Source organism: Actinosynnema sp. NPDC020468, assembly GCF_040642015.1.
Lineage (GTDB): Bacteria > Actinomycetota > Actinomycetes > Mycobacteriales > Pseudonocardiaceae > Actinosynnema.
Window position 1 is genome coordinate 1 of the sequence record NZ_JBFAEO010000047.1, and the last position, 24563, is coordinate 24563.

Here is a 24563-nt window from a genome sequence, read left to right on the forward strand (position 1 = left end):
GGTGCCGCTGGGGCGGCGGACCCCCCCCCCCCCGACCCCCCCCCGCCGCTGCGGCGTGGCCCCCGCCACTTCGCGGGGGCGCCGGCCCCCGGGGGGGGGCCCCCCCCCCGTCCGATCACCTCGGCCCGATCACCTCAGCGCGGCCTCGACCACGTCCGCCGCGGCACGGGTACCGCCCGCCGCCCGGATGTCGGCCCGCAGCGCGGCGAGCCGGGCCGCGACGTCGCGGTCGGCCGCCAGTTCCAGCACGGCCTCCCGCAACCCGGCGGCGGTCACCCGGTCGTGCGGCAGGTGCCTGCCGACGCCCAGTTCCACCAGCCGTTCGGCGTTCATCACCTGCTCGCCGAGCGTGGGCACGCCGATCATCGGCACGCCGTGGTGCAGGCCCTCCATGGTCCCGCCCATGCCGCAGTGCGTGACGAACACGGTGGCGTGCGCCAGGATCGCCAACTGCGGCACCCACGCGCGCAGCTCCACGTTCGGCGGAACGTCGCCCAGGTCCTCTTCGGACACGTGCCTGCCGATCGCGATCACCACGTGCCAGTCCAGCCCGCGCGCCGCCTCCAGGCACCGCCGGTAGAACTCGGGCCGGTCGGTGTAGGCCGAACCCAGCGACACCAGCAGCACCGGCCGGTCGTCCGGCGGCGCCCACCCGCCCTGGTGCGACCGGTCGTCCAGGCACGGCCCGACGAAGGTGTACTTCGGGTGCACCCGGTCGCCGCGGAACTGGAACGCGCGCGGGATCGACACGACCGCCGAGTCCGGATCGCTGACGAACGCCGGCGCCGGCACCTCGACGTCCTGCTCCCGCAACCACTCCGCCAGTTCGGCGTAGAAGGCGGCGATGGCGGGCTCGTCCGGGTTCACGCCCATGTCCTCCTCCCAGCCCTCGTACGCGACGTGGGTGGGCGAGAACTGGATCGCGGGCACGCCCCAGCGGCGGGCGAGCACCCGCGCGGTCCACGCGCCGATGTCGTAGACCACCAGGTCCGGCTGGTCGTCCACATAGGACTGCGCGAGCTGGGGCAGCACCTGGCGCGCCTCGGCCAGGAACAGCCCCATGGCGCCCGCCGCGTCCATCGGCCAGTCGCCCTCCTCGGCGGGCAGCACCGTGCGGTAGGCGACGGGTTCGGCGCCGGCGTGCGCGACCTGCGGTGCGAACCCCGCCGGCACGGCGTAGGTCACCCGGTGGCCGCGCGCGACCAGCTCGGCGACCACGGGCAGCGTCGGGTTGACGTGGCCGTGGCCGGGGATGTTGAGAAAAGCGATGTGCGACAAGGGTTTCTCCCTGTTCTACGACACGGTCGGATGGCCCCTCGCGCGTGGCGCGGGGGCGGACGGCGTGTCGCGAATCAGAGGTAGAACACCACGTAGGCCCACATGCGTCCGAGGTTAACCGGGCGCGCCAGTGGTTTTCCGGCGCGCCCGGTCACCCGCCGAGCACGCCGCGCAGCGCGGACCGGATCGCGCGGGTCAGGTCGGCCAGGTTCTCCGGCGTCCCGGGTTCGGGCGCGGTGGCCGCGCCCGCGCCGACCAGCCGGTCGAACAGCAGACCGTCCAGGAAGGCCACGAGGTCGCGCCCGGCGGCACGGGGATCGGCCGCGCCCGCCGCGGCCAGCACGGCGGTCGCCTGCGCGCGGTGCGCCGCGCCGTGCGCCAGGACGCCGCGCAGCTCCGGGTGGTGGGTCGCCTCCAGCAGGCACGCGTACCGGGCCAGCGTGCGCTCGCGGTCCGGGCCGGACCAGCGGTCGAGGAGCCGGGCGAGCCGGGCGACGGCGTCGTCGAGGTCGATCGGCGGTGCGGTCGAGTGCGGTTCGGCGGGGTCCGGTTCGGCGGGACCCAGCTCGGCGAGGCTCAGCGCGGCCAGCCGCCGCACCACACCCTCGACCAGCGCCTTGCGGGTGCGGAAGTACGCGGACGTGGACCCGGGCGGCACGCCGGCCTCCGCGTCGACGGCGCGGTGGGTCAGCCCGCGCATGCCCTTCGCGGCCACCAGTCGGATGGCGGCGTCGGCCAACCGGGCCATGCGCTCCGTCACGTTCCGCACCTCCGTTCTACAGCTGTAGAGTAGCGGCTCTCTACAGGTGTAGAAGCGGAGGGTGTCGTGCGCGGAACGGCGGTGGTGGTCGGTGGCGGGCTCGGCGGGGTCGCCGCCGCGGTGGCGTTGCGGAAGGTCGGCTGGGAGGTCCGGGTGCTGGAGCGCGCGCCGGCGGTCGGCGAGGTGGGCGCGGGTGTCGGCGTGCTGCCCAACGCGCTGCGGGCGCTGGAGGCGCTCGGCCTGGCCGACGAGGTGCGCCGGATCGGCACGCCGCGGGTGCCCGGCCTGCTGCGGGACCCGGCCGGCCGCACGCTGACCCGGGTGGACCCTGCCGCCGAGCGGGTGATCGCGGTGCACCGGGCCGACCTGCACCGCGTGCTGCGGTCCGCGCTGCCGGAGCGCTGCCTGGCGACCGACCACGAGGTGACCGCCTCGGCCGACCTCGACGCGGACCTGGTCGTCGCGGCGGACGGGGTGGGCAGCAGGCTTCGGGCCGAGCTGTTCCCGACCGCGCCGCCGCCCGTGCACACCGGGGTCACCGCGTGGCGCGGCGTGACCGCCCCGGACTTCCCGCCGGACGAGCCGATCGGCCAGACCCTGGGCCCCGGCGTGGAGTTCGGCGTGCTGCCGCTGGCCGACAGGCGGGTCTGCTGGTTCGCCGCGACCGAGGCCGAACCCGGCGGCGCCGCGCCCGACGAGCACGCCGCGGTCCGCGCGCTGGTCGACGGCTGGCACGACCCGATCCCGGCCGTCCTCGCCGCGACCCCGCCGGCCGCCGTGCTGCGCAACGACATCCGGGAACTGGCCGCGGACCTGCCGTCGTTCGTCGGCGGCCGGGTGGCGCTGCTGGGCGACGCGGCGCACGCGATGACCCCGTACCTCGGCCAGGGCGCGTGTCTCGCGTTCGAGGACGCGGTCGTGCTCGCGCACGAGTGCGGAAATGCGCGGAACGTGAGCGAGGCGCTATTCCGGTACGACGCCGCACGACGGCGGAGAACGCAGGCCGTGGCACGGGCCTCGCGGCGCGCGGGCGCGCTCGGGCACCGGCTGCGCAATCCTCTCGGCGTCGCGGTCAGAAACGCCGTGGTGCGCGCGCTGCCGCCCGCGGCGGTCGGGCGCGGAATGTCCCGGCTGACCGCGTGGACACCGCCCTCACTCGATAGGTGACAAATGGATCGTGATGTAAATCACTGATCACTGCCGGGAATCAGCCTGATAACGATACGGAATCACTCGTTTTCCCAGCATTCGTCACCCTTTTGCCGGATCAAGCACTCACTGTGCGGCAGGTAGTTCCCCCTACGTTCACACTGCGGTGCCCGACACGGCGGTTCACCTTGCGCGAAAGTGCAACTACGGTGTCCCGCCATGGCCCCCGTCCCCCTGTGTCCGGCTGAAGCCATCCCGACCCGCACCGCCGCGGTCGACCTGTCGGAGGCCGACGAATTCCTCCGCCTGCACCACGGCGAACACCCCGAGACGGGGCCGGTCGAACACCGCCTCGCGGAGGTGCACGCCGAGGTCGCCGCGACCGGCACCTACCGGCACACACCCGCCGAACTGGCCTTCGGCGCCCGGGTGGCCTGGCGCAACAGCGCCCGCTGCATCGGCAGGCTCTACTGGCGCAGCCTCAAGGTCCGCGACCTGAGGGACCTGCGGGACCCCAAGGAGGTCGCCGACGAGTGCGTCGAGCACCTCCGGCTCGCCACCAACGGCGGCCGCGTCCGCCCGGTCGTGACGATCTTCGCGCCGGACGACCCGGACCAGCCCGGTCCGCGGATCAGGAATGAGCAACTGATCCGGTACGCGGGTTACGCCGGGAAGGACGGCGGCGTGCTCGGCGACCGCCGCAACCGCGGGCTGACCGACCGCGCGGTGGAACTCGGCTGGCGCCCGCCGAAACGCCGCGGCCCATTCGACGTGCTGCCGCTGGTGGTCGAAGGGCACGACGGCGAGTCCGCGATGGTGGAACTGCCGGCCGACGCGGTGCTGGAGGTGGACATCGTGCACCCCGAGTTCTCCTGGGCCGACCTCGGCCTGAAGTGGCACGCGGTGCCGGTCATCAGCAACATGCGACTGAGAATCGGCGGAATCGACTACCCGGCCGCGCCCTTCAACGGCTGGTACATGGGCACCGAAATCGGCGCGCGCAACTTCGCCGACACCGATCGCTACGACCTGCTGCCGTACCTGGGCAAGCGGATGGGGTTCGACGTCAAGGACGTCCGCAGCCTGTGGAAAGACCGCGTCCTGGTCGAGCTGAACCGCGCGGTGCTGCACTCGTTCGACCAGGCGGGCGCGACGATCACCGACCACCACACCGAGTCCGACCGCTTCCTCACCCACGTCGCCCGGGAGGAGGCCGCGGGCCGCAGCTGCCCGACGGACTGGAGCTGGATCGTGCCGCCGATCTCGGGCGGCGCGACGAGCGTGTTCCACCGCTACTACGACCGCGAGGAGCTCGTGCCGAACTTCTTCGCGGCCGACACCGAGGGCGTGTGCCCGGTGATCCACTAGTCGGCGGTCAAGACGCTGTCCGGTGCCGCGACTTCACGGTGAACGGCCAAATGTGGTGTGGATCACCTTTGATCGTCTAGGGTGACTCTCCGTGAGAGCCGGGATCCCCGCAGAGTCGCGACCCGCCGAACGCCGTGTGGCGGGTGTGCCGGACACCGTCACGACCCTCGTCGCGGCCGGCCTCGCGGTCGACGTGCAGGCCGGGGCGGGCGCGCACGCGCACGCCACCGACGAGGCCTACCGCGCGGCGGGCGCGGAGGTCACCGCCGACCACCCCGCCGGACGCGCCGAGGTCGTCCTGTCCGTGCAGCCGACCGAGCACGTCGACCGGCTGCGCGAGGGCGACGTCACGATCAGCTTCCTGCAACCCTCGACCGAACTCGACCACGTGCGGGCGCTGCGGGACCGCGGCGTCACCGCCTTCAGCCTCGACCTGCTGCCCCGGGTGACCCGGGCCCAGACCGCCGACGCGCTGTCGTCCCAGGCGCTCGTCGCGGGCTACCGGGCGGTGCTCACCGCGGCCGAGCGGCTGCCCCGGTTCCTGCCGATGTTCACCACCGCCGCCGGCACCGTGCCGCCCGCCAAGGTGCTCGTGCTGGGTGCGGGCGTGGCCGGGTTGCAGGCGATCGCCACCGCGCGCCGGCTCGGCGCCGTCGTGGAGGCCTACGACGTGCGCAAGGCCGCCGCCGAGGAGGTCCGCAGCCTGGGCGCCCGGTTCCTCGAGCTGGACCTGGAGACGCAGACCGGCGTCTACGCGAGCCAGCAGTCCGAGGACACCCTGGCCCGGCAGCGCGAGCTGATCGCCGACCGGGTCGCGGCCAGCGACGTGGTGATCTCCACCGCCGCGATACCCGGCCGCAAGGCGCCCGTGCTCGTCACCACGGACATGCTCAAGGCGATGCCCGCCGGCTCCGTCGTGGTCGACCTCGCGGCCGAGTCCGGCGGCAACGTCACCGGCTCGGTGCCCGGCGAGGAGATCCGGGTGGGCGACGTGCTGCTCTACGGCGCGAAGAACATGCCGAGCACCATGCCCGCGCACGCCAGCAGGCTCTACGCCCGCAACGTGGCGAACCTGCTGCTGCTGATGACCCGCGACGGCGAGGTCCGACCCGACCTCTCCGACGAGGTGCTCGACGGCTGCTGCCTGACCCACCAAGGCGAAGTGCGCCACGCCCCGACCAGGGAGCTGTTGTGACCGACCTGCTGACGATCTTCATCCTGGCCGTCTTCGTGGGCTTCGAGGTCGTCTCGAAGGTGTCCACGATCCTGCACACGCCCCTGATGTCGGGCGCGAACGCGATCCACGGCGTGATCCTGGTGGGCGCGATCCTCATCACCGGTCAGGCCGAGCGACCGCTGCAACTCGTCCTCGGGCTGGTCGCGGTCTTCCTCGCCACGGTCAACGTCGTGGGCGGCTTCGTGGTCACCGACCGGATGCTGGAGATGTTCAAGGGGCACCGCAAATGACGCCGACCTGGGTCCAGCTCGCCTACCTCGCCGCCGCGCTGTGCTTCGTGCTCGCCCTCAAGGGCCTGAGCACGCCGCGCTACGCCCGCGCGGGCAACCTCGTCGGCGCGGCCGGGATGGCGCTGGCCGTCGTCGTCGCCTACGTGCACGGCGTGCAGCACAACGGGATCCTCATCGCGCTCATGATCGTGCTGGGCGCGGCGGTCGGCGTGCCCGCGGCGAGGTCGGTGCGGATGACCGCGGTGCCGCAGATGGTCGCGCTGTTCAACGGCGTCGGCGGCGCGGCGGCGGCCCTCGTGGCGCTCACCGAGTACGGCGAGTCCACCGACACCGGTGTGTTCTTCGCCGTCGCGACCGTGCTCACCGTGCTGATCGGCGCGGTCAGCTTCTCCGGCAGCGTGGTCACGTTCCTCAAGCTCCAGGAGATCATGACCACCCGGCCGGTGCTGCTGCCCGGCGGCCGGTACGTCGGCATCGGCACGGCCGTGCTCGCGCTGGCCCTCGCGGTCGCCGTGCTCGCCACCGGCAGCGGCACGCTCCTGGTCCTGGTCGCGCTCGCCGGCCTCGCGCTGGGCGTGCTGTTCGTGCTCCCGGTGGGCGGCGCGGACGTGCCGATCGCGATCTCGCTGCTCAACGCGTTCACCGGGCTGGCCGTCGCGGCGTCCGGCTACGTGCTGGCGAACACGCTGCTGATCGTCGCCGGCACGCTCGTCGGCGCGTCCGGCACCATCCTGACCCGGCTCATGGCCCAGGCGATGGGCCGCTCGCTCGCCAACATCCTGTTCGGCGCGTTCACCCCGCGCGCCGCCGCCGTGCAGTCCGACGTGGACCGCACCGTCCGCTCCGGCACCGTCGAGGACGTCGCGATCCTGCTCGGCTACGCCCACTCGGTGCTCGTCGTGCCCGGCTACGGCCTGGCCGTCGCGCAGGCCCAGCACGCCGCGCGGGAACTGGCCCAGCTGCTGGAGAGCCGGGGCATCGCGGTGTCCTACGGCATCCACCCCGTCGCGGGTCGCATGCCCGGCCACATGAACGTGCTGCTGGCCGAGGCCGACGTGCCCTACGAGCACCTCAAGGAGCTCGACGACGTCAACCCGGGCATCGGCAGCGTCGACGTGGTCCTCGTGGTCGGCGCCAACGACGTGGTCAACCCCGGCGCGCGCGACGAGCCCAGCAGCCCCATCTACGGCATGCCTATCTTCGACGTGGACCGGGCCAAGGCCGTGGTGTTCATGAAGCGCAGCATGCGCCCCGGCTTCGCGGGCGTGGACAACACGTTGCTGTACAACGCCAAGACCACGATGCTGTTCGGCGACGCCAAGGACTCGCTGACCAAGCTGCTCGCCGCGGTCAAGCAGGTCTAGAGCTCGTAGTCCGGGATCGGGTCGCCGAAGTACGGGCCGAACGCGCAGCTCGCGCCGACCTCGGTCCACCAGCGCACCTGGTCGGCGTCCACCACGCCGGGCACCGACACGGACACCCCGGAGTCCCGGATCACCTGCGTCATCATCGCCATCGCGCGGTGCAGCAACGACTCCTCGACCTCCCGGAGCCTGCGCACCACCGCCGGGTCGACCAGCAGCGCGCCCACCGGCAGCTCGGCCAGCAGCGCGAGTTCCGCCTGGCCGCCGTTGAACCGGGTCAACCCGGTGACGATCCCGTTGTCCCGCAACACCTGCGCGTTGTCGTCGCCGGAACCGTCCAGCATCGCCCTGGTGTCGAGCAGGATCCGCAGCGCCGACGCGTCGAGCCCGGTGGTGTCCAGCGTCCGCCTCACCGCGCCCACCAGGTCCGCGTCGCGCGACTGCATCGGCGACAGCTCGACGAACAGCAGCCCGTGCGACCACGACGCCGCGATCCCGGCCGCCTCGCGCAACGCCCACTGGCCGAGCGGCAGCGCCAACCCGTTGGCCTCGGCCGACTCCGCGCACTCCTCGTGCCCGAGGTCGTGCCACCGCAGCCGCGAGATGTGCCCGACCACGTGCTCGTCGGCGAGGTCCACCACCGGCTGGTACTCCACGTCGATCCAGCCGGCGGCCAGCGCGCCGGGCATCCGCGCGGCCCGGTCCAGCCGGTCGCGGCTGCGCGCGTCCTCGTGCCTGTCGTAGGTCAACCACTGCCTCTTTCCCCGTGCCTTCGCCTGGCGCAGCGTGGTGTTCGCCGCGCGCAGCAACTCCTCTGCCGCCCAGTCCGGACCCGGCAGGTCCACCACGCCGACGCCCGCGGACAGCGCCACGCCCGAGGGCAGCGGCCGTTCCAGCGCCTCGTTGATCCGGTCGATCATGGCGGGCACCCGCGGCGTGTCCGCCGAGCGCTCGACCACGATCGCGAACTCGTCGCCCGCCACCCGCGCCACGCACGCCCGTTCGGCCTCCACCACCGCGCTCAACCGCCGGCCGACCTCCTGGAGCAGCCGGTCGCCCGCCCCGTGCCCGATGCCGTTGTTCACCACGGCGAACGCGTCGAGGTCCAGGTGGTAGAGCGTGATCCCGCCGCCCGCCGCGGCGTGCATCGCCTCCAGCCTGGTCACGAAGTGCTGCCGGTTCGACAGACCGGTCAACGAGTCGTGCAGCAGCTGGTGGTCCAGGTTCTTCTGGAGCAGGTGCAGCTCGGTGACGTCCTCGACCATCGTCACGAAGTACGCGGGCTCGCCGTCCGCGTCCCGCAGCAGCGACACGGCCAGGTGCACCCACATCGGCTCGCCGTCGGCGCGGACCAGCCTGCGCTGCTCGCGGAACCGGTCTAGCCGGCCCGCGCCCGCCGCCCGGTACGCCGCCGTCAGCACCTCGACGTCGTCGGGGTGGAACAGCGCGATCAGCCGCCGCCCGACCAGGTCCTCCCGCCGGCCGCCGACCATCTGCGCCAGCGCGTCGTTCGCCTCCACGCACGCGCCGCGCAGGTCGGTGATCGCGATGCCGAACGCGGACGAGTCGAACACCTCGCGGAACCGGGCCTCGCTCACCTCGAGCACCCGCTCGACGCGCTGCTTCGCCGTCAGCAGCGCGGTCTTGATCTCCTCCTGCTGCTCGAACACGTCCAGCCGCATCGCGTTGGCGTACCCGGCGCTCACCGAGCCCAGCACCGCCACCACCCGCTCGGCGAGGTCGGGCAGGTCGGCGAACTCGGCCGCGTCGAGCAGCCCGCAGCCGAGCACCTCCACCGTGCGCCGCAACGAGTCCGCGCCGGTGAACCGCTCGCGCACCAGCCGTTCGCCGACACCCGTCACGGTCTCCCCGGAGCGCACCGCGGCCGCGACCTCGTCCACCAGACCGCACAGCAGGACCGCCATCTCGGCGGGCGAGAGCGGCACGTACGCGGTCGGGTACACCGCCCGCAGCCAGGTGTGGGCGATCGCCTGGCGCTCGGCACTAGCGTCGGACGTCACGGCTCACCGCTTGCGGCCCACTCCGGCGAGGATCCCCGCTGTGTTCGGGTCCTCGACCGCGGCCCCGGGTTCCGGCTGCCACAGCGGCAGCGGCACGACGCCCGGCTCGACCAGCTCGAAACCGTCGAACAGGGCGGTGATCTCCGCGTGCGAGCGGGGGAACATCGGGTTCGCGCTCCTCTTCATCACCTCGACCACCCCGGCCATCTCCGCGGGTTGGAGGTCCGCGGTGAACTGGGAGAACGCGAGGTGGCTGCCGGGCGCGAGCGCGTCCCGGTACGCCGCGACCAGACCCGCCGGGTCCGCCTCGGGCGGCACGAAGTGGAAGACGCCGACCGCGAGCAGCCCCACCGGTTCGGCGAAGTCGACCAGCCCGGTCCCCCTGGCCGCCTCGAGCACCGAGGTCGGGTCCGTCATGTCCCGCTGGAGGATCGTGGCCCGCTCGTCGTCGCGCAGCATCAACCTGCTGTGCGCGACCGCGACGTCCTCGTAGTCCACGTAGACCACCCGCGAGTCGGGCGCGGCGCGCTGCGCGATCTCGTGCACGTTGCCCACCGTGGGTATGCCCGAGCCGAGGTCGACGAACTGCCGGATGCCCCGTGCCGCCAGGAAGAGCACGGCCCGGCGCAGGAACGACCGGTTGAGCCGGGCGATCGTCCGCGCGTTGGGCTGGGCCGCCACGAACTTCTCGGCGAGCGCCCGGTCCGCGGCGAAGTTGTGCCCGCCGCCCAACAGGTAGTCGTAGAGCCGCGCGGCGCTCGGCAGACCGGTGTCGATGCCGTCGGGAACCCAGCTCGACCGCTCAGTCACGCCACACCTCATCCGCGTCGCCCGACCCCCGCGCGCTGGAGGTTACGCAGCTGTGCCCTTTCGGGAGTAGGGGACGGACGTCCTTGTCCCCATTTGGCCTAGCGCGGCGAGCAGCGCCACGACGGCCAACGCCCAGAAGGCCGCGCCCGGCCCGTGCCGGTGGGTGAGCAGCAGCGGCAGCGCGACGCCGAACGCCGTGCCGAGGCCGCGCGCGAGGTTGACGAGCCCGCCGCCCGCGCCCGCGTCCGACCGCGGCACGGCCGCCAGCAGCCGGGCGTTGTTGGCCGGGACGAACAGGCCGAGCCCCAACCCCAGCACGCCGAGCGTGACCGCGTCGACCACGCCGAGCGCCAGCACCGCGCAGTCCACTGTGGACACGAGGATGCCGAGCAGCCCGGAGCCGCGCCAGCGCGCGGTGGCGGTGAGCGCGAACCCGGCGGGCAGCGCGGTCAGCAGCAGGCCGGTCTCCACCGGGCCGCGATCGGTGGTGAACGGCACCACGACCAGCGGCCCGAACAGCGCGAGGTACCCGCAGAACGCGCCGAACAGCCCGAGACCGACCTTGCGCAGCAACGGTTCCCGCGCCACGTACCAGACCGCGGCCGGCACCACGACGGCGAGCAGGTAGAGCGCGTCCACACCGGACAGCAGCAGCAACGCGCCGGTGGTGGCGGTCGCGAGCAGCAGCACGTTCAGCGGCCGCACCGGCGCGCCGGCGCCGCGGTCGTGGGTGCGCGGCAGCAGGTAGTGGCCCGCGACCAGGGCCAGCAGCCCGATCGGCACGTTGACCGCGAACACCCAGCGCCAGCCCACCGTGCCGACGAACAGCCCGCCGACCGTCGGCCCGAGCGCGAGCCCCACGGCCTGCGCCGCCGCCTGCACGCCCAGCGCCCGGTGCAGCTTGACCTTCGGCACCGAAGCGATCACGAGCGCGACGCTGTTCGCCTGGAGCATCGCCGCGCCGACCGCCTGGACCACCCGGAACGCGACCAGGCTCGGCAGGTCCCAGGCGAACGCGCACGCCGCCGACGCCGCGGTGAAGACCGTGAAGCCGTAGAGGTAGACGAGCTTGCGACCTGCGACGTCGGAGAGCCGGCCCACCGGCGCGACCAGTGCCACGAGCGCCAGCAGGTAGCCCAGGGACACCCATTCGGGTGACTTCCCGAATTCTTCCTGAATGGCGGGAAGGGCGAGTGTGACGACGCTCGCGTCGAACTGGCCGAGGAAGGCGCCCAGACACACCGTCACGACGGCGAGCCAGGGCGCCCCGGCCCAGGTGGCGACCTGTCGTGGTCGGGGTGACTCGGAGGTGAACCAGCGCGTCGACAGATGCATCGTAGTCAGATTATATCGGGAACAGAGTTAACGCGACCCAGTACTATCTGCGCATGTCAGATGAGGCGCGCACGCTCACCGACGTGGTCACCCGCCTGCGGCGTGCCCTGCGCACGAGCATCCGCTCGGAGTGGCCGTGGGACTCCCTGCCGATGGCGCAGATCGAGCTGCTGCAAACGCTTGCGGAACGCCCTCCGATGCGCGTCGGAGACCTCGCCGCCGAACTCCGCCTGGCCCCGAACACGGTCAGCGGCCTGGTGGGCCAGCTGATCGAGGCCGGCCTGGTGGCCCGCGGCGGAGACCCCACCGACCGCCGGGTGGCCCGCCTCTCGGTGACCCCGCAGGGCCACGAGCAGCTCGCCGTCTGGCAGAGCGCCCACGAGAAGCGCATCGGCGGCGCCCTGGACCGGCTGGAGCCGGGCGAACGGGCCGACGTGGTCCGGGCCCTCTCCGCCCTGGACCACCTGGTCGACCACCTGCGGGCCACCTGACCCGGCACGGCACCGCGAGTCCTCCGGTCCCACGCCTCCCGCACGGCGGACGCGGCCCACCGACGGCCCGTCACGCGGAGACGGGCCGTCGGCACACCCCGTCAGGCCCGGGTGAGGCCGTCCAGCACCGCGGGCAACCCGCCCGTGTGCACGACACCCAACCGCTGCGTGGCGCGGGTCAGGGCGACGTAGAGGTCGCTCGCGCCCTTCGGCGACTCGGCCAGGATCGCGGCCGGCTCCACCACCAGCACCGCGTCGAACTCCAGGCCCTTGGCGTCGGTCACGCCCAGCACCACCACCTGCGCGTCCAGGTCGTCCGCGCCCTCGGGCACCGCCACCCGCAGCCCGTCGACCTCCGCCGCCGGCACGATCACCGCGAGCTTCCCGTCCCCGATCGCCGCCACCTCGGCCGCCACCAGGCCGGGCAGCGCGGCCGCGACCGAGTCCACCCGCCGCGCCCACGGCGCGAAACCGCTGTCCCGCACCGAGGTCGGCGGCACGAGGTCCGGGTCGACCGACGCCAGCACGTCCGCCGCCACGGCCATGATCTCCGACGGCGTGCGGTAGTTGACGGTGAGCTCGGTCAGCTTCCACCGGTCCATCACGTACGGCGACAGCACGTCCGCCCACGACGACGCGCCGCCGATGTCGCCGGTCTGCGCGATGTCGCCCACGACCGTCATGGACTTGCTGGGGCAGCGCCGCATCAGCGTCCGCCACGCCATCGCGGACAGCTCCTGCGCCTCGTCCACGATCACGTGCCCGAACGTCCACGTCCGGTCCGCCGCCGCGCGCTCCGCCGCCGTCTCGTAGCGCTCCGCGCCGTGCCGCTCGGCCAGCCGGTAGGCGTCCACCAGGTCGCCCGCCATCAACAGGTCCGGGTCGGCGTCGTCCTCCAGGTCGAGGATGTCCAGCACGCCCTGCGCGTAGTCGATCGCCTGCCGCCGCTGCCGCTCGGCGCGCGCCTTGGCCTCGGTGTCGTCCTCGCCGAGCAACTCGGCCGCCTCGTCCAGCAGCGGCACGTCGGCGGGCGTCCACGCCGCGCCGCGCGGGCGGACCAGCAGCGCCCGCTCCTCGGCGGTCAGCTTCGGCGCCGCCTTGGCGATCCGCTTCGGCGAGGAGAACAGGTCCTCCAGCAACCGCTCCGGGGTCAGCACGGGCCACAGCCGCTCGACCACCTCGCGCACCGCCTCGTCCTCGCGCAGCTCGCGCCGGATGTCGTCGATGTCCGCCGCGTCCACCAGGTGCCTGCCCAGCCGGGCCACCACCTGGCCCGCCAGCGTCGAGACGATCTCCCGCTGGAACGTCCGCCGCGCCTCGTTGTGCGGTCGCCGGGTCCGTCTCGCCCGGCCGCGCGCCGCCGAGATCGCCCGCCGGTCGAGCTTCAGCACGTCCTGCTCGAACGGCACCTCCACCAGCGCCGGCGCCTCCTGCCGGTCCTTGACCGCGTGCGCCACCACGTCCGCCATCCCGATCCGGCCCTTGACCGCCGCCGCGTCCGCCGACTCCCGACCGGTCGCGACCAGACCCGGGAACAGCTCGCCCACGGTCGACAGCAGCACGCCCGTCTCGCCCAGCGACGGCAGCACCTGCCCGATGTAGCGCAGGAACGTGGTGTTCGGCCCCACCACGAGCACGCCGCGCTTGGCCAGCTGACGGCGGTGCGTGTACAGCAGGTACGCGGCCCGGTGCAGCGCCACGGCCGTCTTGCCGGTGCCCGGACCGCCCTGCACGACCACCACGCCGTTCAGCTCGGTGCGGATGATCCGGTCCTGCTCGGCCTGGATGGTCGCGACGATGTCGCCCATCTGCCCGGTGCGGCTCGCGTTCACCGCGGCCAGCAGCGTCGCCTCGCCGGTCAGGCCCTCCGAGCGCCGCGACGGGTCGACCGAGTTGATGTCGAGCACCTCGTCGTCGAACCCGACCACCTTGCGCTGCTTGGTGCGCAGGTGCCGGCGCCGCCGCACGCCCTCCGGCGCGGCGGCGGTCGCGAGGTAGAACGGGCGGGCCGCGGGCGCGCGCCAGTCCATCAGCAGCGGCTCGTACTCACGGTCCTCGTCGAACAGCCCGATTCGACCGATGTAGAACCGGTCGTCGGTGTGGAAGTCCAACCGGCCGAAGCACAACCCGTTCTCGACCGCGCTGTACTGCGCCAACTGGTCCGAGTACATCGCGACCGACGTGTCCCGCTCGGACCGCATCTGGTGGGTGCCGCCCGTCTGCCGCAACGCGCCCGCCAGCCGCTTCGAGCTCTGCTCGCGGAGGTCGTCCAGCCTGCCGTACAGCATCGACACGTATTCCTGCTCCGACTCGGTTTCGGCGAGCCGGGTGTCAGCGGAGGGGCTTGACAACGTGCCTCTTTTCTCGTTACCGTGTTTTATCAGGCTGTTCCCATTTCGCCTGATCTCCTTGTGCGCCTCGGGTCGCGCACGCAGAACGTCTAATCTACACCGTCGGCACCCCCTTGAGACAGCGTCGGGTGGGCCGATCTCGTGGCGCGGCCCACCTCCGCGGTGCTCCGCCGCACGTCACCCCGGCCGCGCCGGTCCGCCGCCCTTCTCCGCAGTTCTGCGGAAGTCCTCGCGCGGCGGGTGAACGTGAACCCGCCCGAAGAGGCGCACTTGGCCGGCGCGCGGGTGAAACCGGTCGAAAACGACGCGGCTCCGCCCCACGCTGGGCGGGTGATGGAACATCGTCGCGAACTCGCCCGGCTGTGCCGGTGCGCGGCCGACCGACCCCGCCGGCAGCTCGTGCTCGCGGTGCTGGTGTCGGTCTGGTCGCTGTCCTGGGTCCTCGGTCAGGCGTACGGCTCGCCGAGCCCGGTCGACGTGGTGCGCGCGCCGGTGGCGTGGGCCGGCCTGCCCACGGGGTGGCTGGAGGCGGCGAGCGGGTGGCTCGAGGGCCGCAGCGGCTTCCTGGCGATCACCGCGGGCCTGCTGTGGGCGATGACCACGACCCGGCGCCAGGGCAGCGCGCTGCTCGGCTGGCTCGCCGTGATGCTGGCCGCCGAGTCGGTCGGCTACGGCGCGGTGCACCGGGCGCTGCTCACCCTCGGCGTGTTCCTCGGCGCGGTCGTGCTGGCGTCGCTGCTCGGCCGGCGCGCGTTCGTCGTCGACCGGATCGCGCTCGTCCCGAAGGACGTCCTGCGCGCCGCCGCGACCGCCGTGGCCCTGTCCGCCGTGGTGCCGCTCGTCGCGCCCGGTCTCGCGGTCGCCGGACTGCTCCGTCCGTACGTCACCCGACCGCCCGTCCGGCGGGTCGTGGAGGTGAACATCCGGACGCGAAACGGTGTCGGAAACATCGCGGAACGATCTCCGGTGCCGGTTCCGCGAAGTTCGGAATAACCTATCGCCGGGGCAATCGTTTTCGTTGCAGGAGAATCAGGTCCGGTGCCAAACCGAGCAAACCTCAGGTGGTTGATCTCGAAGTCGTGGCCCTAGTGTTGCCATTCCGTAGTTTGGGCTTACCGGTCCGTATCCATCAAGATGTCGGGGTGCCTGAAAATCCCGCCGAAAACCGCTTAGCCAAGGTGATGCGCCGTCAGCCGGTCCAGCAGCGCGGTGCCGCCACGGTGACCGCCATTGTCGATGCCTGCGCCACACTGCTGAACGACCACGACTACGACGACATCACCACAGCCCGGATCGTCGAGCTCGCCGGTGTGCCAATTGGATCGTTCTACCAATACTTCCCGGACAAGCGTTCCGTCGTGCACGCGCTGGCGTTGCGCGGCATGGAGGAGTACCTGGGCCGGGTCGAAAGCATGTTCACCGCGGGCGGGGCGGGGGCGGACTGGCGGGAAGCCGCGCGCCAGGTCGTCGCCATGTACCTGCGGATGGTCGTGGAAATGCCCGGATTCGGCCGCGTGCGGTTCAGCGACCTGCTCGACGGGCACCACCTCGACTCCAGCGTCGACCAGTACGAACTGATGGCGGAACGGCTGCGCGAGCTGTTCACCGAGCGGTACGCCGTCCGGGGTCGCGCGCCCGTGATGCTCACGTTCCGGATGGCCGCGCAGACCGCGGACGCCCTGTTCAAACTCGCGGAACGGGTCGAGCCCGCCGAACGGGCCCAGGTGCTCGACACCGCCGACGGTGTGATCATCGGAATGCTGGCCGGGGTGTTCGACCCGGTGTGACTTGCCCGGCCGTCCGCCCTGGTGTGGGGTGGAGCGGTGACCGACTTCGACGTGATCGTGATCGGCGGCGGCCCGGTGGGCGAGAACGCCGCCGCCCGGACCGCTGCCGGCGGACTCCGCACCGCCCTGGTGGAGGCCGAACGGGTCGGCGGCGAGTGCTCGTACTGGGCGTGCATGCCGAGCAAGGCATTGCTGCGTCCCGGTCACGCGCTCGCCGCCGCCCGGCGCGTGCCCGGCGTCCCGGTGGGGGAGCACCTGGACGTCGCGGCCGTGCTGGCGCGTCGCGACTCGTTCACCGCGCACTGGGACGACTCCGGCCAGGTCGAGTGGGCGGAGGGCGCCGGGCTCACCGTCGTGCGCGGTCGGGGCAGGCTCACCGGCGACCGGGAGGTGACGGTCGACGGCCGGGTGCTGACCGCGTCCCGCGCGGTCGTCGTGTGCACCGGCAGCGTGCCGCGGATCCCGCCCGTCCAGGGCTTGTCCGAGGTGCCCTACTGGACTTCCCGCGACGCCACCTCCGCGCAGTCCGTGCCGGAGGCGCTGGTCGTGCTCGGCGGCGGCGTGGTCGGCGTCGAGATGGCGCAGGCCTGGGCGCGGCTGGGCTCGCGGGTCACCCTCGTGCTGTCCGGCGACCGACCGCTGCCCGCGTTCGAGCCGTTCGCGGGCGACCTGGTCGCCGACGGCCTGCGCGAGGACGGCGTCACCGTCGTCACCGGCGGCCGGGCCACCGCGGTGTCCGGTGTGGACGGTGCCGGCGGCGTGACGCTCACGCTCGCCGACGGTCGCGCGATCACCGGCTCGCACCTGCTCGTCGCGACCGGCCGCAAGCCCTCCACCGAAGACCTCGGCGTGGAGGCGTTCGGCTTCGAGCCGGGCAAGGCGCTCCCGGTGGACGACACCGGCCGGGTGTCCGGAGTGGACTGGCTCTACGCGGCGGGCGACGTCACCGGCCGCGCGCCGCTGACCCACCAGGGCAAGTACGCGGCCCGCGCCGTCGGCACCGCCATCGTCACCGGCGCGACCGACCCGCGACCGTGGACCGCCGCGGTCGCCACCGCCGACCACACCGCCGTGCCGCAGGTCGTGTTCACCGATCCCGAAGTCGCGTCGGTCGGCCGCACCGAGACGCAGGCCCGCGAGGCGGGACTGGACATCCGGGTGGTGGACCTGGACATCGCGGTCGCCGGGTCGTCCCTGCACGCCGACGGGTACCGGGGCAAGGCCCGGATGGTCGTCGACGAGTCGCGGCGGACCCTCGTCGGCGTCACGTTCGCCGGCCCCGACGTCGCCGAGCTCGTCCACGCGGCGACGGTCGCGATCGTCGGCGAGGTCACCGTCGACCGGCTGTGGCACGCCGTCCCGTCCTACCCGACCATCTCCGAGGTGTGGCTGCGGCTGCTGGAGGCGTACGGACTGTGACCGGCAGGGGAGCCCGCTGACCCGACTGCCGTACGAATCGCGCCGCCATCGGTTGGCATTACCGAATTCTGCGGCCCTGTCTCATTAGACTGCACGAGTGACCCGAGGAACCGTCTTCGTCGCGAGCGCCGCGGTCCTCTGGTGCGCCTTCGTCATCGCGATGAACTTCGTGCCGGGCGCGCCGAGGTTCGGGCCGATCGCCGTGTACCTGCCGGGTTTCCTGGTGCTGCCGGTCGTCGCGCACACCCTGCTGCGGGCCCGGACCAACGCGCTGTTCTGCCTGGCCCACGTGCCGAAAGTGGTGCTGGGCCTGGGTTTCTCGATCGCGGTGGCGGGCTGGCTGTTCTCCTGGGGCGCGCTGGAGGGTTTGCCGGGCACCGAGTCGGTCTGCGCGGTCGCGGGCCTGGTGATCGTGCTGCACGTGGCGTTCGGCCTGATCGCCGTCGGCCTGGTGCGCACCGGCGACTAGCCGGCGGGCAGCCGGAGCGCCTGCTCGGCCAACGCCGCCAGGGTCGCGTCGGTCGGCGCGGACTCGCCCTCGCTCCACACCGCCTGCGCGACGCGGACCGCACCCCCGGTCGCGGTCACCCGGATCGCGGACCGGTCGAACGACGCGGGCCCACCCGACCAGCCCCTGCCCTCCTTGACCAGCGCGGTGATCCCGCCCGCGCCCGCCGCCGAGGCCACGGCCCGCAACTCCTCGGCCCGACCTCCGTCGGCCACCGCCAGCTCGGCCACCGCGACGGCCGCCTTCCGCCCGTCCGCGGTGGTCTCGTACTGGGCCCGGTCCAGCCGGGAGCACGGGTTGGCCGCGAGCCACGCCCGCACGTCGCCGAACGCGTGCGCGCCGCAGTCGCCGGTCCGGTCCGCGCCGTGCGGGGTGAATCCGCGGCCGTCCACCACGACCGTCGTCGGCAGCGTCGACGTGCCCGCGGTCGGCGCGGCCTGCGAGCCGCCGCCCGAGGACACCGCGACCACCACGGCGGCGACCACCGCGAGCGCGACGCCGACCGCCGCGTAGGGCAGCCACGCCGGCCTCGACCGGCGAGGCGCGGCGGTCACCCGGGGCAGCAGCATCGTGCTCTCGTCGGCGACCGCGGTCGGGAAGCCCTCGGCCCGGAGGTCCTGCGCCGAGGGCGGCGTTCCGGTCGCGGCCAGCACGGCGATCAGCTTGGCCGCGTGGTCCACCGAGCACGGCCGCTCGGCGGTGGCGAGCTCACGGGCCGCCGCGAGCAGCGTGGTCGGCTTCGGGTGCAGCACCCGCACGCCCCGGTTCAGGTCCGCCGTCGGCTGCACGACGTGGCCCACGTACGGGCCGACCGCGACGACCGTGGTCACCGGCAGCGGCTCGCCCCGCATGTCCTGGATGCGCCGGGCCACCGCCTTGGTGGCCTCCAGCGCCTCGGCCGCCGGGCTCGTCGCCCCGTCGCCGCGCACCAGCGGCCAGCCGTCGATCCGCCACTGGCCGCCCAGCGGCGCCTCCAGCCGCTTGGCCGGGTCCGGCAGGTCGACGCCGACCACGACCAGGACGCCGCGCCCGAGCACGATCACGGCGTCCAGCGGCATCGGGCAGTCCGGCGGCTGGACGCCCAGCAGCGCCACCCCGCCGAGCACCGCGTCGCCGACGCCCCACGTGCTCAACGCGGCGCGCACGTCCGCGCCGACCGCGGAGGGGGCCGCACCGAGTCTGATCAGCCGCACGGTCGGACACGGTAGCGGCTCGAGGGCGCCGTCCCGCCGCGTGGATCGGGGTCCGCGCGAACCCGTGAGACCTGTCACCGGAACGCCGAGGTCTGCTGATCGTTTACCGGAGCCGCGGAGCGGGTACCGGTCGAGCACTGATCACGCCACCGTGTCGGAGTGATCTCGGAAAGTGATCTCCGTGCCCACATACGCCGACGTGAGGAACACATTTAGGGTCCAAAGTCCTGTATCCGACACGCTCGGGTGACGAAGCTGCTGGTTCTTCTGGCGGACCCGGTCGGGAGCGGGCAGAATGACCAAGTCGGGAATTCACCAGATCATCCGCGAGCCTCGACAGGCCGTAGGGGAAGACGTCCCTCGTCGAGTAGCGGAGGTCAGCTGTGAGCACCCGTGGCAGCACCAGTGGCGTGGTCTACGTCCACTCGTCGCCGTCTGCGGTCTGTCCGCACGTCGAGTGGGCTATCTCGGGCACCCTCGGTGAGCGAGCGGACCTCAAGTGGGCGGCACAGCCCGCGGCGCCAGGGCAGTTGCGCGCCGAATGCGCCTGGACCGGCGACGCCGGGACGGGAGCCAGACTCGCGTCCGCGCTTCGCGCGTGGCCGATGCTCCGGTTCGAGGTGACGGAGGATCCGAGTCCTGGAGTGGACGGCGTGCGGTACTGCTTCGCACCCGTGCTGGGCCTCTGGCACGCACGCACGAGTGCGAACGGCGACATCGTCGTCTCGGAGGACCAGTTGCGCGCCCTCGCGGCGCGCAGCAGGGGAGGGGAATCGTTCGCGCACGGCGTGGACGAGATCTTGGGCGCCGCGTGGGACGACGCCTTGGAACCCTTCCGGAGGGCGGGGGACGGCGCGCCCGTCACCTGGCTCCACCGCGTGGGTTGACTCGCGGAGCGGCACGGAACTCCACCGTGCCGCCCGTGCACGTGCATCTGCACGACTTTTCGCCCAGGCTCTTCGACACGGCTTCCGCGCGCTCCGGCACCGGCCGGTGGACCGCTGCGGTACCCGCACGGACGCACCCGGCGGTGTGGCAGGCTCGACGTGTGTCGGTGCGTGTCGTGGTGGGCGTGGTGGCGGCGGTCGTGGCCGCGACCGCGGCGGTCGGGGTGGTGGCTCGGGACGTCTACCAGCGGCCCTCGTCGGCCGCCCAGGACCAGATCGCCCTGCCGTCCGGGTCGTCCGTACCGCCGTCCGAGCAGCCCGGCGGCCCCGGCGTGCAGCTCAGCATCGACGCCGCCTCGCACCCCGACGGGACGCGGGTGCGCGACCTGCTCCAGCGGCACTTCGACTCGATCAACGCGCGCAACTACGGGGACTGGGTCGCCACCGTCACCGCGGAACGGGCCGACACCACGCCCGAGGGCGACTGGCTGGCCGACTACGAAACCACGCGGGACGGGTCGATCCTGGTCCAGCGCGTCGAGTCCGCCTCGCCGACCCGGCTGCGCGTGATGATGGTGTTCACCAGCACCCAGGACGTCACCAAGGCGCCGCGCGGGCTCCAGGCCGACTGCATCCGCTGGCGGGTCGTCTACCCGCTCCAGGAGGAGGGCGGCACGCTCCGGGTCGACTCCAGCCCCGGCGGGTCCTCCTCGCAGTACGAACCCTGCGCCTGACCCGGGGGGCGCCCCGACCGGGTCCCGACCACGTCCGGCCCGGTCGCGAAGACCTTGCCGGACGGGGCCATGACCACCGTGCCGCCGTCTGGTGGCGGCACGGTGCCCGATCGCCGGGTGGACGCGGTCGTTCGCGGGTGGTGCGGGTCAGGCCTGGGTGAAGACCAGCGAGACGTTGTGCCCGCCGAAGCCGAACGAGTTGTTCACCGCGGCGACCAGATCGATCTTGCGCGGCTCGCCGGTGACCACCTCGAGCTGCACCCTCGGGTCCTGGTCCTCCAGGTTGAGGGTCGGCGGCACGACGCCGTCGCGCACCGACAGCAGGGTGGTGATCGCCTCCACGGCGCCCGACGCGCCGAGCAGGTGACCGTGGTTGCCCTTCGGCGCGGTCAGCACCGGGTGGTCGCCGATCGCCCTCTTGACGGCCAGCGGCTCGATCACGTCGCCGACCTGGGTGGAGGTGGCGTGGCAGTTCACGTGGCCGACGTCGGAGGCGCTGACACCGGCGTTGCGCAGCGCGGTCGCGATCGCCCGCGACTGCCCGATGCCCTCGGGGTCGGCCGCCGTGATGTGGTGGCCGTCCGAGCTGGTGCCGATGCCCGCGAGCTTGCCGTAGATCCGCGCGCCGCGGGCCCGGGCGAACTCCTCGCGCTCCAGCACCAGGATCCCGGCGCCCTCGCCGAGCACGAACCCGTCCCGGTTGACGTCGAACGGCCGCGAGGCGCGTTCCGGGTCGTCGTTGCGGGTGCTCATGGTCCGGGCCTGGATGAAGCCCGCCATGGTGATCGTGGTGATGCACGCCTCCGCGCCGCCCGCCACGACCACGTCGGCCTCGCCCGCGCGCAGCATCCGCCACGCCCACGCCAGGGCCTCCGCGCCCGAGGCGCACGCCGACACCGGCGCGTGCACGCCCGCGCGGGCCTTCAGGTCCAGGCCGACGTGCGCGGCCGGGCCGTTGGGCATGAGCATCGGCACGGTCAGCGGCGACACCTTGCGCAGTCCGGACTGCTCGATCAGGTCGTCCTGGTCCAGCAGCGTCATCGCGCCGCCGATGCCGGTGCCGACGACCACGCCGAGGCGTTCGAGGTCGACGCCGTCGTCACCCAAACCCGAGTCCGCCCACGCCTGGCGGGCGGCGACCACCGCTACCTGCTCGCAGCGGTCCAGCCGACGGGCCTCGACCCGCGGCAGCACCTCGGTGGGCTCGACGGCGAGCCGTGCGGCGATCCGCACGGGCAGTTCGTACTTCTCCGCGAACCCGCCGACGAGCGGCGTCACACCGCTGCGGCCGGCCAGCAGAGCTTCCCAGGTGGAGGCGGCGTCGCCACCGAGCGGGGTGGTGGCACCCAGCCCGGTGACGACGACGTCGTTGCCAGTGGTCATGCGTTGCTGGCGATGTAGTTCACCGCATCGCCCACGGTCTTGAGGTTGGCCAGCTGGTCGTCCGGGATCTTCACGCCGAACTTGTCCTCGGCCTGCACGGCGATCTCCACCATGGACAGCGAGTCGATGTCCAGGTCGTCCACAAAGGACTTGTCGACCGTCACGTCCGCCGCCTCGACGCCGGCGACCTCTTCGACGATCTCGGCGAGCCCCTTCTGGATGTCCTCGTTGCTCACTGCGGTTCCCTTCCTTCTTCTCGCGTGCGCCGGACGGGAAGTCCCGCCGGAGTCTGGGTTGAGGTCACGGACAACGGACGACCTGTCCCGCGTAGGACAGCCCCGCTCCGAAGCCGACGAGCAGCGCCACGTCCCCGGAGGCGATCTCGCCCGCCTGGCGCAGGTGGTCCAGCGCCAGGGGGATGGATGCCGAGGAGGTGTTGCCGGAGTCCACGATGTCACGTGCGATCTTCAGGTCGTCACGCGCACCCTTGGCCTTGAGCCGCTTGGCGATCGCCTCGATGATCCGCAGGTTCGCCTGGTGCGGCACGAAGACGTCCACATCGGACAGCTCGATGCCCGCGCGCTCCACCGCGTCGATCGCGATGGGCGCGATCTGCGTGGTGGCCCACCGGAAGACCGACTGGCCCTCCTGGAAGATGAACGAGTCGCGGTCCTCGACCGCGATCATCCCCGACAGGTCGCCCGCGCTGCCCCAGGACACCGGCCCGATGGCGGCCTCCTCGGACGGTCCGACCACGGCCGCGCCGGCGCCGTCCGCGAAGATGATCGCGGTCGACCGGTCGGTCGGGTTGACCCAGTCGGTCAGCTTCTCCGCGCCGATGACCAGCACGTACCGCGCGCTGCCCGCGCGGACCAGGTCCGAGCCGGTCGCCAGCGCGTAGCAGAACCCGGCGCACGCGGCGTTCAGGTCGAACGCCGGCGCGGCCAGGACGCCGATGCGGTGGGCCACCTGCGCGGCGGCGTTGGGGATCTGCGACGGCATGGTGCAGGTCGCGACCAGCACCGCCTCGATGTCGGTCGGGGCGAGGCCCGCGTCGGCGATCGCCTTCGCGCCCGCCTCGACGGCCATGTCCACGAGCAGTTCCTCGGGCTTGGCCACGCGGCGGTTCACGATGCCGACCCGCTCGCGGATCCACTCGTCCGAGGTGTCCATGATCTTGGCCAGGTCGTGGTTGCTGACCACCGTGTCGGGCTGGAAGCTGCCCAACCCGACGATGCGCGAGCCGGGCGAGCCGGGCCGTGCGGCGAAGGAGGTCACTGGGTGGCCCCCTGGATCAGCTCGGCGACCTGGTCCAACTGGTCGGGTGTTTTCAACGCCAACGTGGGGGTGCCCTTCAGCTCGCGCTTGGCCAGGCCGGTCAGCGCGCCCGCCGGTGGCAGTTCCACCACCGCGGTCACGCCCTGGCCGGCCAGGGTTGCCTGGCAGGCGTCCCACCGGACGGGGCGGGTCACCTGGGAGATCAAGCGGCGCAGCACCTCGTCGCCCGAGCCGACCACGGCGCCGTCCGCGTTGGACAGCAGCGGCAGGACCGGGTCGGCCACCGCGATGCCCGCCGCGCGGTGGCGCAGGGCGTCCTCGGCCGGTGACATGTGGGAGGTGTGAAAAGCGCCGGCCACCTGGAGCGCGCGGATCTTCGCCCGACCGGGTGGTTCTGCGACGAGCTTGTCCAGCGCGTCGAGCGGACCGGCGGCCACGATCTGGCCCGCGCCGTTCCGGTTCGCGCCGACCAGCCCGAGTTCGTCGAGGCGGGCGAGGACCTCGTCCTCCTCACCGCCGAGCACCGCGGCCATGCCGGTGGGCGTCGTGGCGCAGGCGGCGGCCATCTCGGCGCCGCGCACGGCGGCGAGCGCCACCGCGTCGTCGCTGCTCAGCACGCCCGCGATCGCGGCGGCGGCCAGTTCGCCGACCGAGTGGCCCGCCACGGTGGTGTCCGCCGGCAGCTCGACCCGGCGGCGCAGCTCGGCGAACGCCAGCAGCGCCAGCGCCACGACCAGCGGCTGCGTGACGGCGGTGTCCCTGATCTCCTCGGCGTCCGCCTCGGTGCCCAGTCTGCGCAGGTCGAGCCCGGTGGCGTCGGACCACGCGGCCACGCGCTCACCGGCACCGTCGAGCTCGAGCCACGGGGTGAGCATTCCGGGTGTCTGGGACCCCTGTCCGGGGGCGAGGAGCGCGATCACCCGCTCACTGAACACGGTCGCGGCTCGTTCACAGAATGCCGGAACAGACGAAACGCGAGG

The 24563-nt window shown here is 73.0% G+C and carries 23 protein-coding genes; 12 read left to right on the forward strand and 11 right to left on the reverse strand.

The window, feature by feature from the left end; genetic code table 11:
* Positions 1 to 129: 129 nt before the first annotated feature.
* Positions 130 to 1278 (reverse strand): macrolide family glycosyltransferase, encoded by a 1149-nt coding sequence (locus tag AB0G50_RS27920; RefSeq protein ID WP_360113943.1) that lies wholly within the window; start codon positions 1276 to 1278, stop codon positions 130 to 132.
* Between the two features lie 151 nt (positions 1279 to 1429).
* Entirely contained in the window at positions 1430 to 2038 is a 609-nt protein-coding gene (locus AB0G50_RS27925) for a TetR family transcriptional regulator (protein ID WP_360113945.1), read from the reverse strand.
* A gap of 66 nt (positions 2039 to 2104) precedes the next feature.
* On the opposite strand from AB0G50_RS27925, the gene AB0G50_RS27930 reads away from it, so the two are divergent.
* From AB0G50_RS27930 to AB0G50_RS27950, 5 genes are all read left to right on the forward strand, one after another.
* A complete protein-coding gene (locus tag AB0G50_RS27930) occupies positions 2105 to 3205 on the forward strand; it encodes an FAD-dependent monooxygenase (RefSeq protein ID WP_360113948.1) in 1101 nt (366 codons plus the stop codon).
* 201 nt (positions 3206 to 3406) lie between these two features.
* Entirely contained in the window at positions 3407 to 4555 is a 1149-nt protein-coding gene (locus AB0G50_RS27935; RefSeq protein WP_360113951.1) for a nitric oxide synthase oxygenase, read from the forward strand.
* 91 nt (positions 4556 to 4646) lie between these two features.
* Positions 4647 to 5750, forward strand: coding sequence for an NAD(P) transhydrogenase subunit alpha (locus AB0G50_RS27940; RefSeq protein WP_360113954.1), 1104 nt, complete (start codon positions 4647 to 4649; stop codon positions 5748 to 5750).
* On the forward strand, positions 5747 to 6022 hold the full coding sequence (locus tag AB0G50_RS27945; RefSeq protein ID WP_360113957.1) for an NAD(P) transhydrogenase subunit alpha: 276 nt from the start codon (positions 5747 to 5749) through the stop codon (positions 6020 to 6022). The genes AB0G50_RS27940 and AB0G50_RS27945 overlap by 4 nt, the downstream gene beginning before the upstream one ends.
* The gene (locus tag AB0G50_RS27950) at positions 6019 to 7386 is read left to right on the forward strand and encodes an NAD(P)(+) transhydrogenase (Re/Si-specific) subunit beta (protein ID WP_360113960.1); all 1368 of its coding nucleotides are present in this window, start codon (positions 6019 to 6021) and stop codon (positions 7384 to 7386) included. Before AB0G50_RS27945 ends, AB0G50_RS27950 begins: the two co-directional genes overlap by 4 nt.
* On the opposite strand, the gene AB0G50_RS27955 is transcribed toward AB0G50_RS27950, so the two are convergent.
* Genes AB0G50_RS27955 through AB0G50_RS27965 form a run of 3 tightly spaced genes read right to left on the reverse strand, consistent with a single transcriptional unit; the run spans position 7383 to position 11552 of the window.
* The gene (locus AB0G50_RS27955) at positions 7383 to 9407 is read right to left on the reverse strand and encodes a diguanylate cyclase (protein WP_360113963.1); all 2025 of its coding nucleotides are present in this window, start codon (positions 9405 to 9407) and stop codon (positions 7383 to 7385) included. The two genes, AB0G50_RS27950 and AB0G50_RS27955, sit on opposite strands and share 4 nt — an antisense overlap.
* Positions 9408 to 9410: 3 nt before the next feature.
* Positions 9411 to 10217, reverse strand: coding sequence for an SAM-dependent methyltransferase (locus AB0G50_RS27960; protein ID WP_360113966.1), 807 nt, complete (start codon positions 10215 to 10217; stop codon positions 9411 to 9413).
* Positions 10218 to 10259: 42 nt separating this feature from the next.
* Positions 10260 to 11552 (reverse strand): MFS transporter, encoded by a 1293-nt coding sequence (locus AB0G50_RS27965; RefSeq protein ID WP_360113969.1) that lies wholly within the window; start codon positions 11550 to 11552, stop codon positions 10260 to 10262.
* Between the two features lie 53 nt (positions 11553 to 11605).
* Here AB0G50_RS27965 and AB0G50_RS27970 point away from each other — a divergent pair, with 53 nt between their 5' ends.
* Positions 11606 to 12043 (forward strand): MarR family winged helix-turn-helix transcriptional regulator, encoded by a 438-nt coding sequence (locus AB0G50_RS27970; RefSeq protein WP_360113972.1) that lies wholly within the window; start codon positions 11606 to 11608, stop codon positions 12041 to 12043.
* A gap of 101 nt (positions 12044 to 12144) precedes the next feature.
* Here the strand turns inward: AB0G50_RS27970 and AB0G50_RS27975 are convergent, their stop codons facing one another.
* Positions 12145 to 14394, reverse strand: a complete 2250-nt coding sequence (locus AB0G50_RS27975) for an AAA family ATPase (RefSeq protein WP_360113975.1) — start codon at positions 14392 to 14394, stop codon at positions 12145 to 12147.
* Positions 14395 to 14727: 333 nt separating this feature from the next.
* Here AB0G50_RS27975 and AB0G50_RS27980 point away from each other — a divergent pair, with 333 nt between their 5' ends.
* From AB0G50_RS27980 to AB0G50_RS27995, 4 genes are all read left to right on the forward strand, one after another.
* The gene (locus AB0G50_RS27980) at positions 14728 to 15387 is read left to right on the forward strand and encodes a hypothetical protein (RefSeq protein ID WP_360114127.1); all 660 of its coding nucleotides are present in this window, start codon (positions 14728 to 14730) and stop codon (positions 15385 to 15387) included.
* Positions 15388 to 15536: 149 nt separating this feature from the next.
* Positions 15537 to 16181, forward strand: coding sequence for a TetR/AcrR family transcriptional regulator (locus AB0G50_RS27985; protein ID WP_360113978.1), 645 nt, complete (start codon positions 15537 to 15539; stop codon positions 16179 to 16181).
* A 36-nt stretch (positions 16182 to 16217) separates the two neighbouring features.
* On the forward strand, positions 16218 to 17600 hold the full coding sequence (locus AB0G50_RS27990; RefSeq protein ID WP_360113981.1) for an NAD(P)/FAD-dependent oxidoreductase: 1383 nt from the start codon (positions 16218 to 16220) through the stop codon (positions 17598 to 17600).
* A 97-nt stretch (positions 17601 to 17697) separates the two neighbouring features.
* Entirely contained in the window at positions 17698 to 18069 is a 372-nt protein-coding gene (locus tag AB0G50_RS27995; RefSeq protein ID WP_360113983.1) for a hypothetical protein, read from the forward strand.
* On the opposite strand, the gene AB0G50_RS28000 is transcribed toward AB0G50_RS27995, so the two are convergent.
* Positions 18066 to 19301: a hypothetical protein gene (locus AB0G50_RS28000; protein WP_360113986.1), complete on the reverse strand. Its 1236-nt coding sequence runs from the start codon at positions 19299 to 19301 to the stop codon at positions 18066 to 18068. The genes AB0G50_RS27995 and AB0G50_RS28000 overlap by 4 nt on opposite strands.
* Before the next feature lie 383 nt (positions 19302 to 19684).
* Here AB0G50_RS28000 and AB0G50_RS28005 point away from each other — a divergent pair, with 383 nt between their 5' ends.
* Positions 19685 to 20188: a DUF3145 domain-containing protein gene (locus tag AB0G50_RS28005; protein WP_360113989.1), complete on the forward strand. Its 504-nt coding sequence runs from the start codon at positions 19685 to 19687 to the stop codon at positions 20186 to 20188.
* 167 nt (positions 20189 to 20355) lie between these two features.
* Positions 20356 to 20922, forward strand: a complete 567-nt coding sequence (locus tag AB0G50_RS28010) for a hypothetical protein (protein WP_360113992.1) — start codon at positions 20356 to 20358, stop codon at positions 20920 to 20922.
* Positions 20923 to 21069: 147 nt separating this feature from the next.
* On the opposite strand, the gene AB0G50_RS28015 is transcribed toward AB0G50_RS28010, so the two are convergent.
* The 4 genes from AB0G50_RS28015 to AB0G50_RS28030 all read right to left on the reverse strand — a co-directional run bounded on the left by AB0G50_RS28015 (position 21070) and on the right by AB0G50_RS28030 (position 24518).
* Complete coding sequence (locus AB0G50_RS28015; protein WP_360113995.1) at positions 21070 to 22305, reverse strand: beta-ketoacyl-[acyl-carrier-protein] synthase family protein; 1236 nt, start codon at positions 22303 to 22305, stop codon at positions 21070 to 21072.
* Positions 22302 to 22541 carry an acyl carrier protein gene (locus AB0G50_RS28020; RefSeq protein WP_360113998.1) on the reverse strand — a complete coding sequence of 80 codons (240 nt, stop codon included), beginning with the start codon at positions 22539 to 22541 and terminating at the stop codon, positions 22302 to 22304. Before AB0G50_RS28020 ends, AB0G50_RS28015 begins: the two co-directional genes overlap by 4 nt.
* Before the next feature lie 64 nt (positions 22542 to 22605).
* Entirely contained in the window at positions 22606 to 23583 is a 978-nt protein-coding gene (locus AB0G50_RS28025) for a beta-ketoacyl-ACP synthase III (RefSeq protein WP_360114001.1), read from the reverse strand.
* Complete coding sequence (locus AB0G50_RS28030; protein WP_360114004.1) at positions 23580 to 24518, reverse strand: ACP S-malonyltransferase; 939 nt, start codon at positions 24516 to 24518, stop codon at positions 23580 to 23582. Before AB0G50_RS28030 ends, AB0G50_RS28025 begins: the two co-directional genes overlap by 4 nt.
* Positions 24519 to 24563: the final 45 nt, after the last annotated feature.

Bases quoted from the DNA above. Each gene is read 5' to 3' on its own strand.
- AB0G50_RS27935 (WP_360113951.1), top strand. From the start codon at position 3,407: ATGGCCCCCGTCCCCCTGTGTCCGGCTGAAGCCATCCCGACCCGCACC.
- AB0G50_RS27950 (WP_360113960.1), top strand. From the start codon at position 6,019: ATGACGCCGACCTGGGTCCAGCTCGCCTACCTCGCCGCCGCGCTGTGC.
- AB0G50_RS27965 (WP_360113969.1), bottom strand. From the start codon at position 11,552: ATGCATCTGTCGACGCGCTGGTTCACCTCCGAGTCACCCCGACCACGA.
- AB0G50_RS27970 (WP_360113972.1), top strand. From the start codon at position 11,606: ATGTCAGATGAGGCGCGCACGCTCACCGACGTGGTCACCCGCCTGCGG.
- AB0G50_RS27980 (WP_360114127.1), top strand. From the start codon at position 14,728: ATGGAACATCGTCGCGAACTCGCCCGGCTGTGCCGGTGCGCGGCCGAC.
- AB0G50_RS28015 (WP_360113995.1), bottom strand. From the start codon at position 22,305: ATGACCACTGGCAACGACGTCGTCGTCACCGGGCTGGGTGCCACCACC.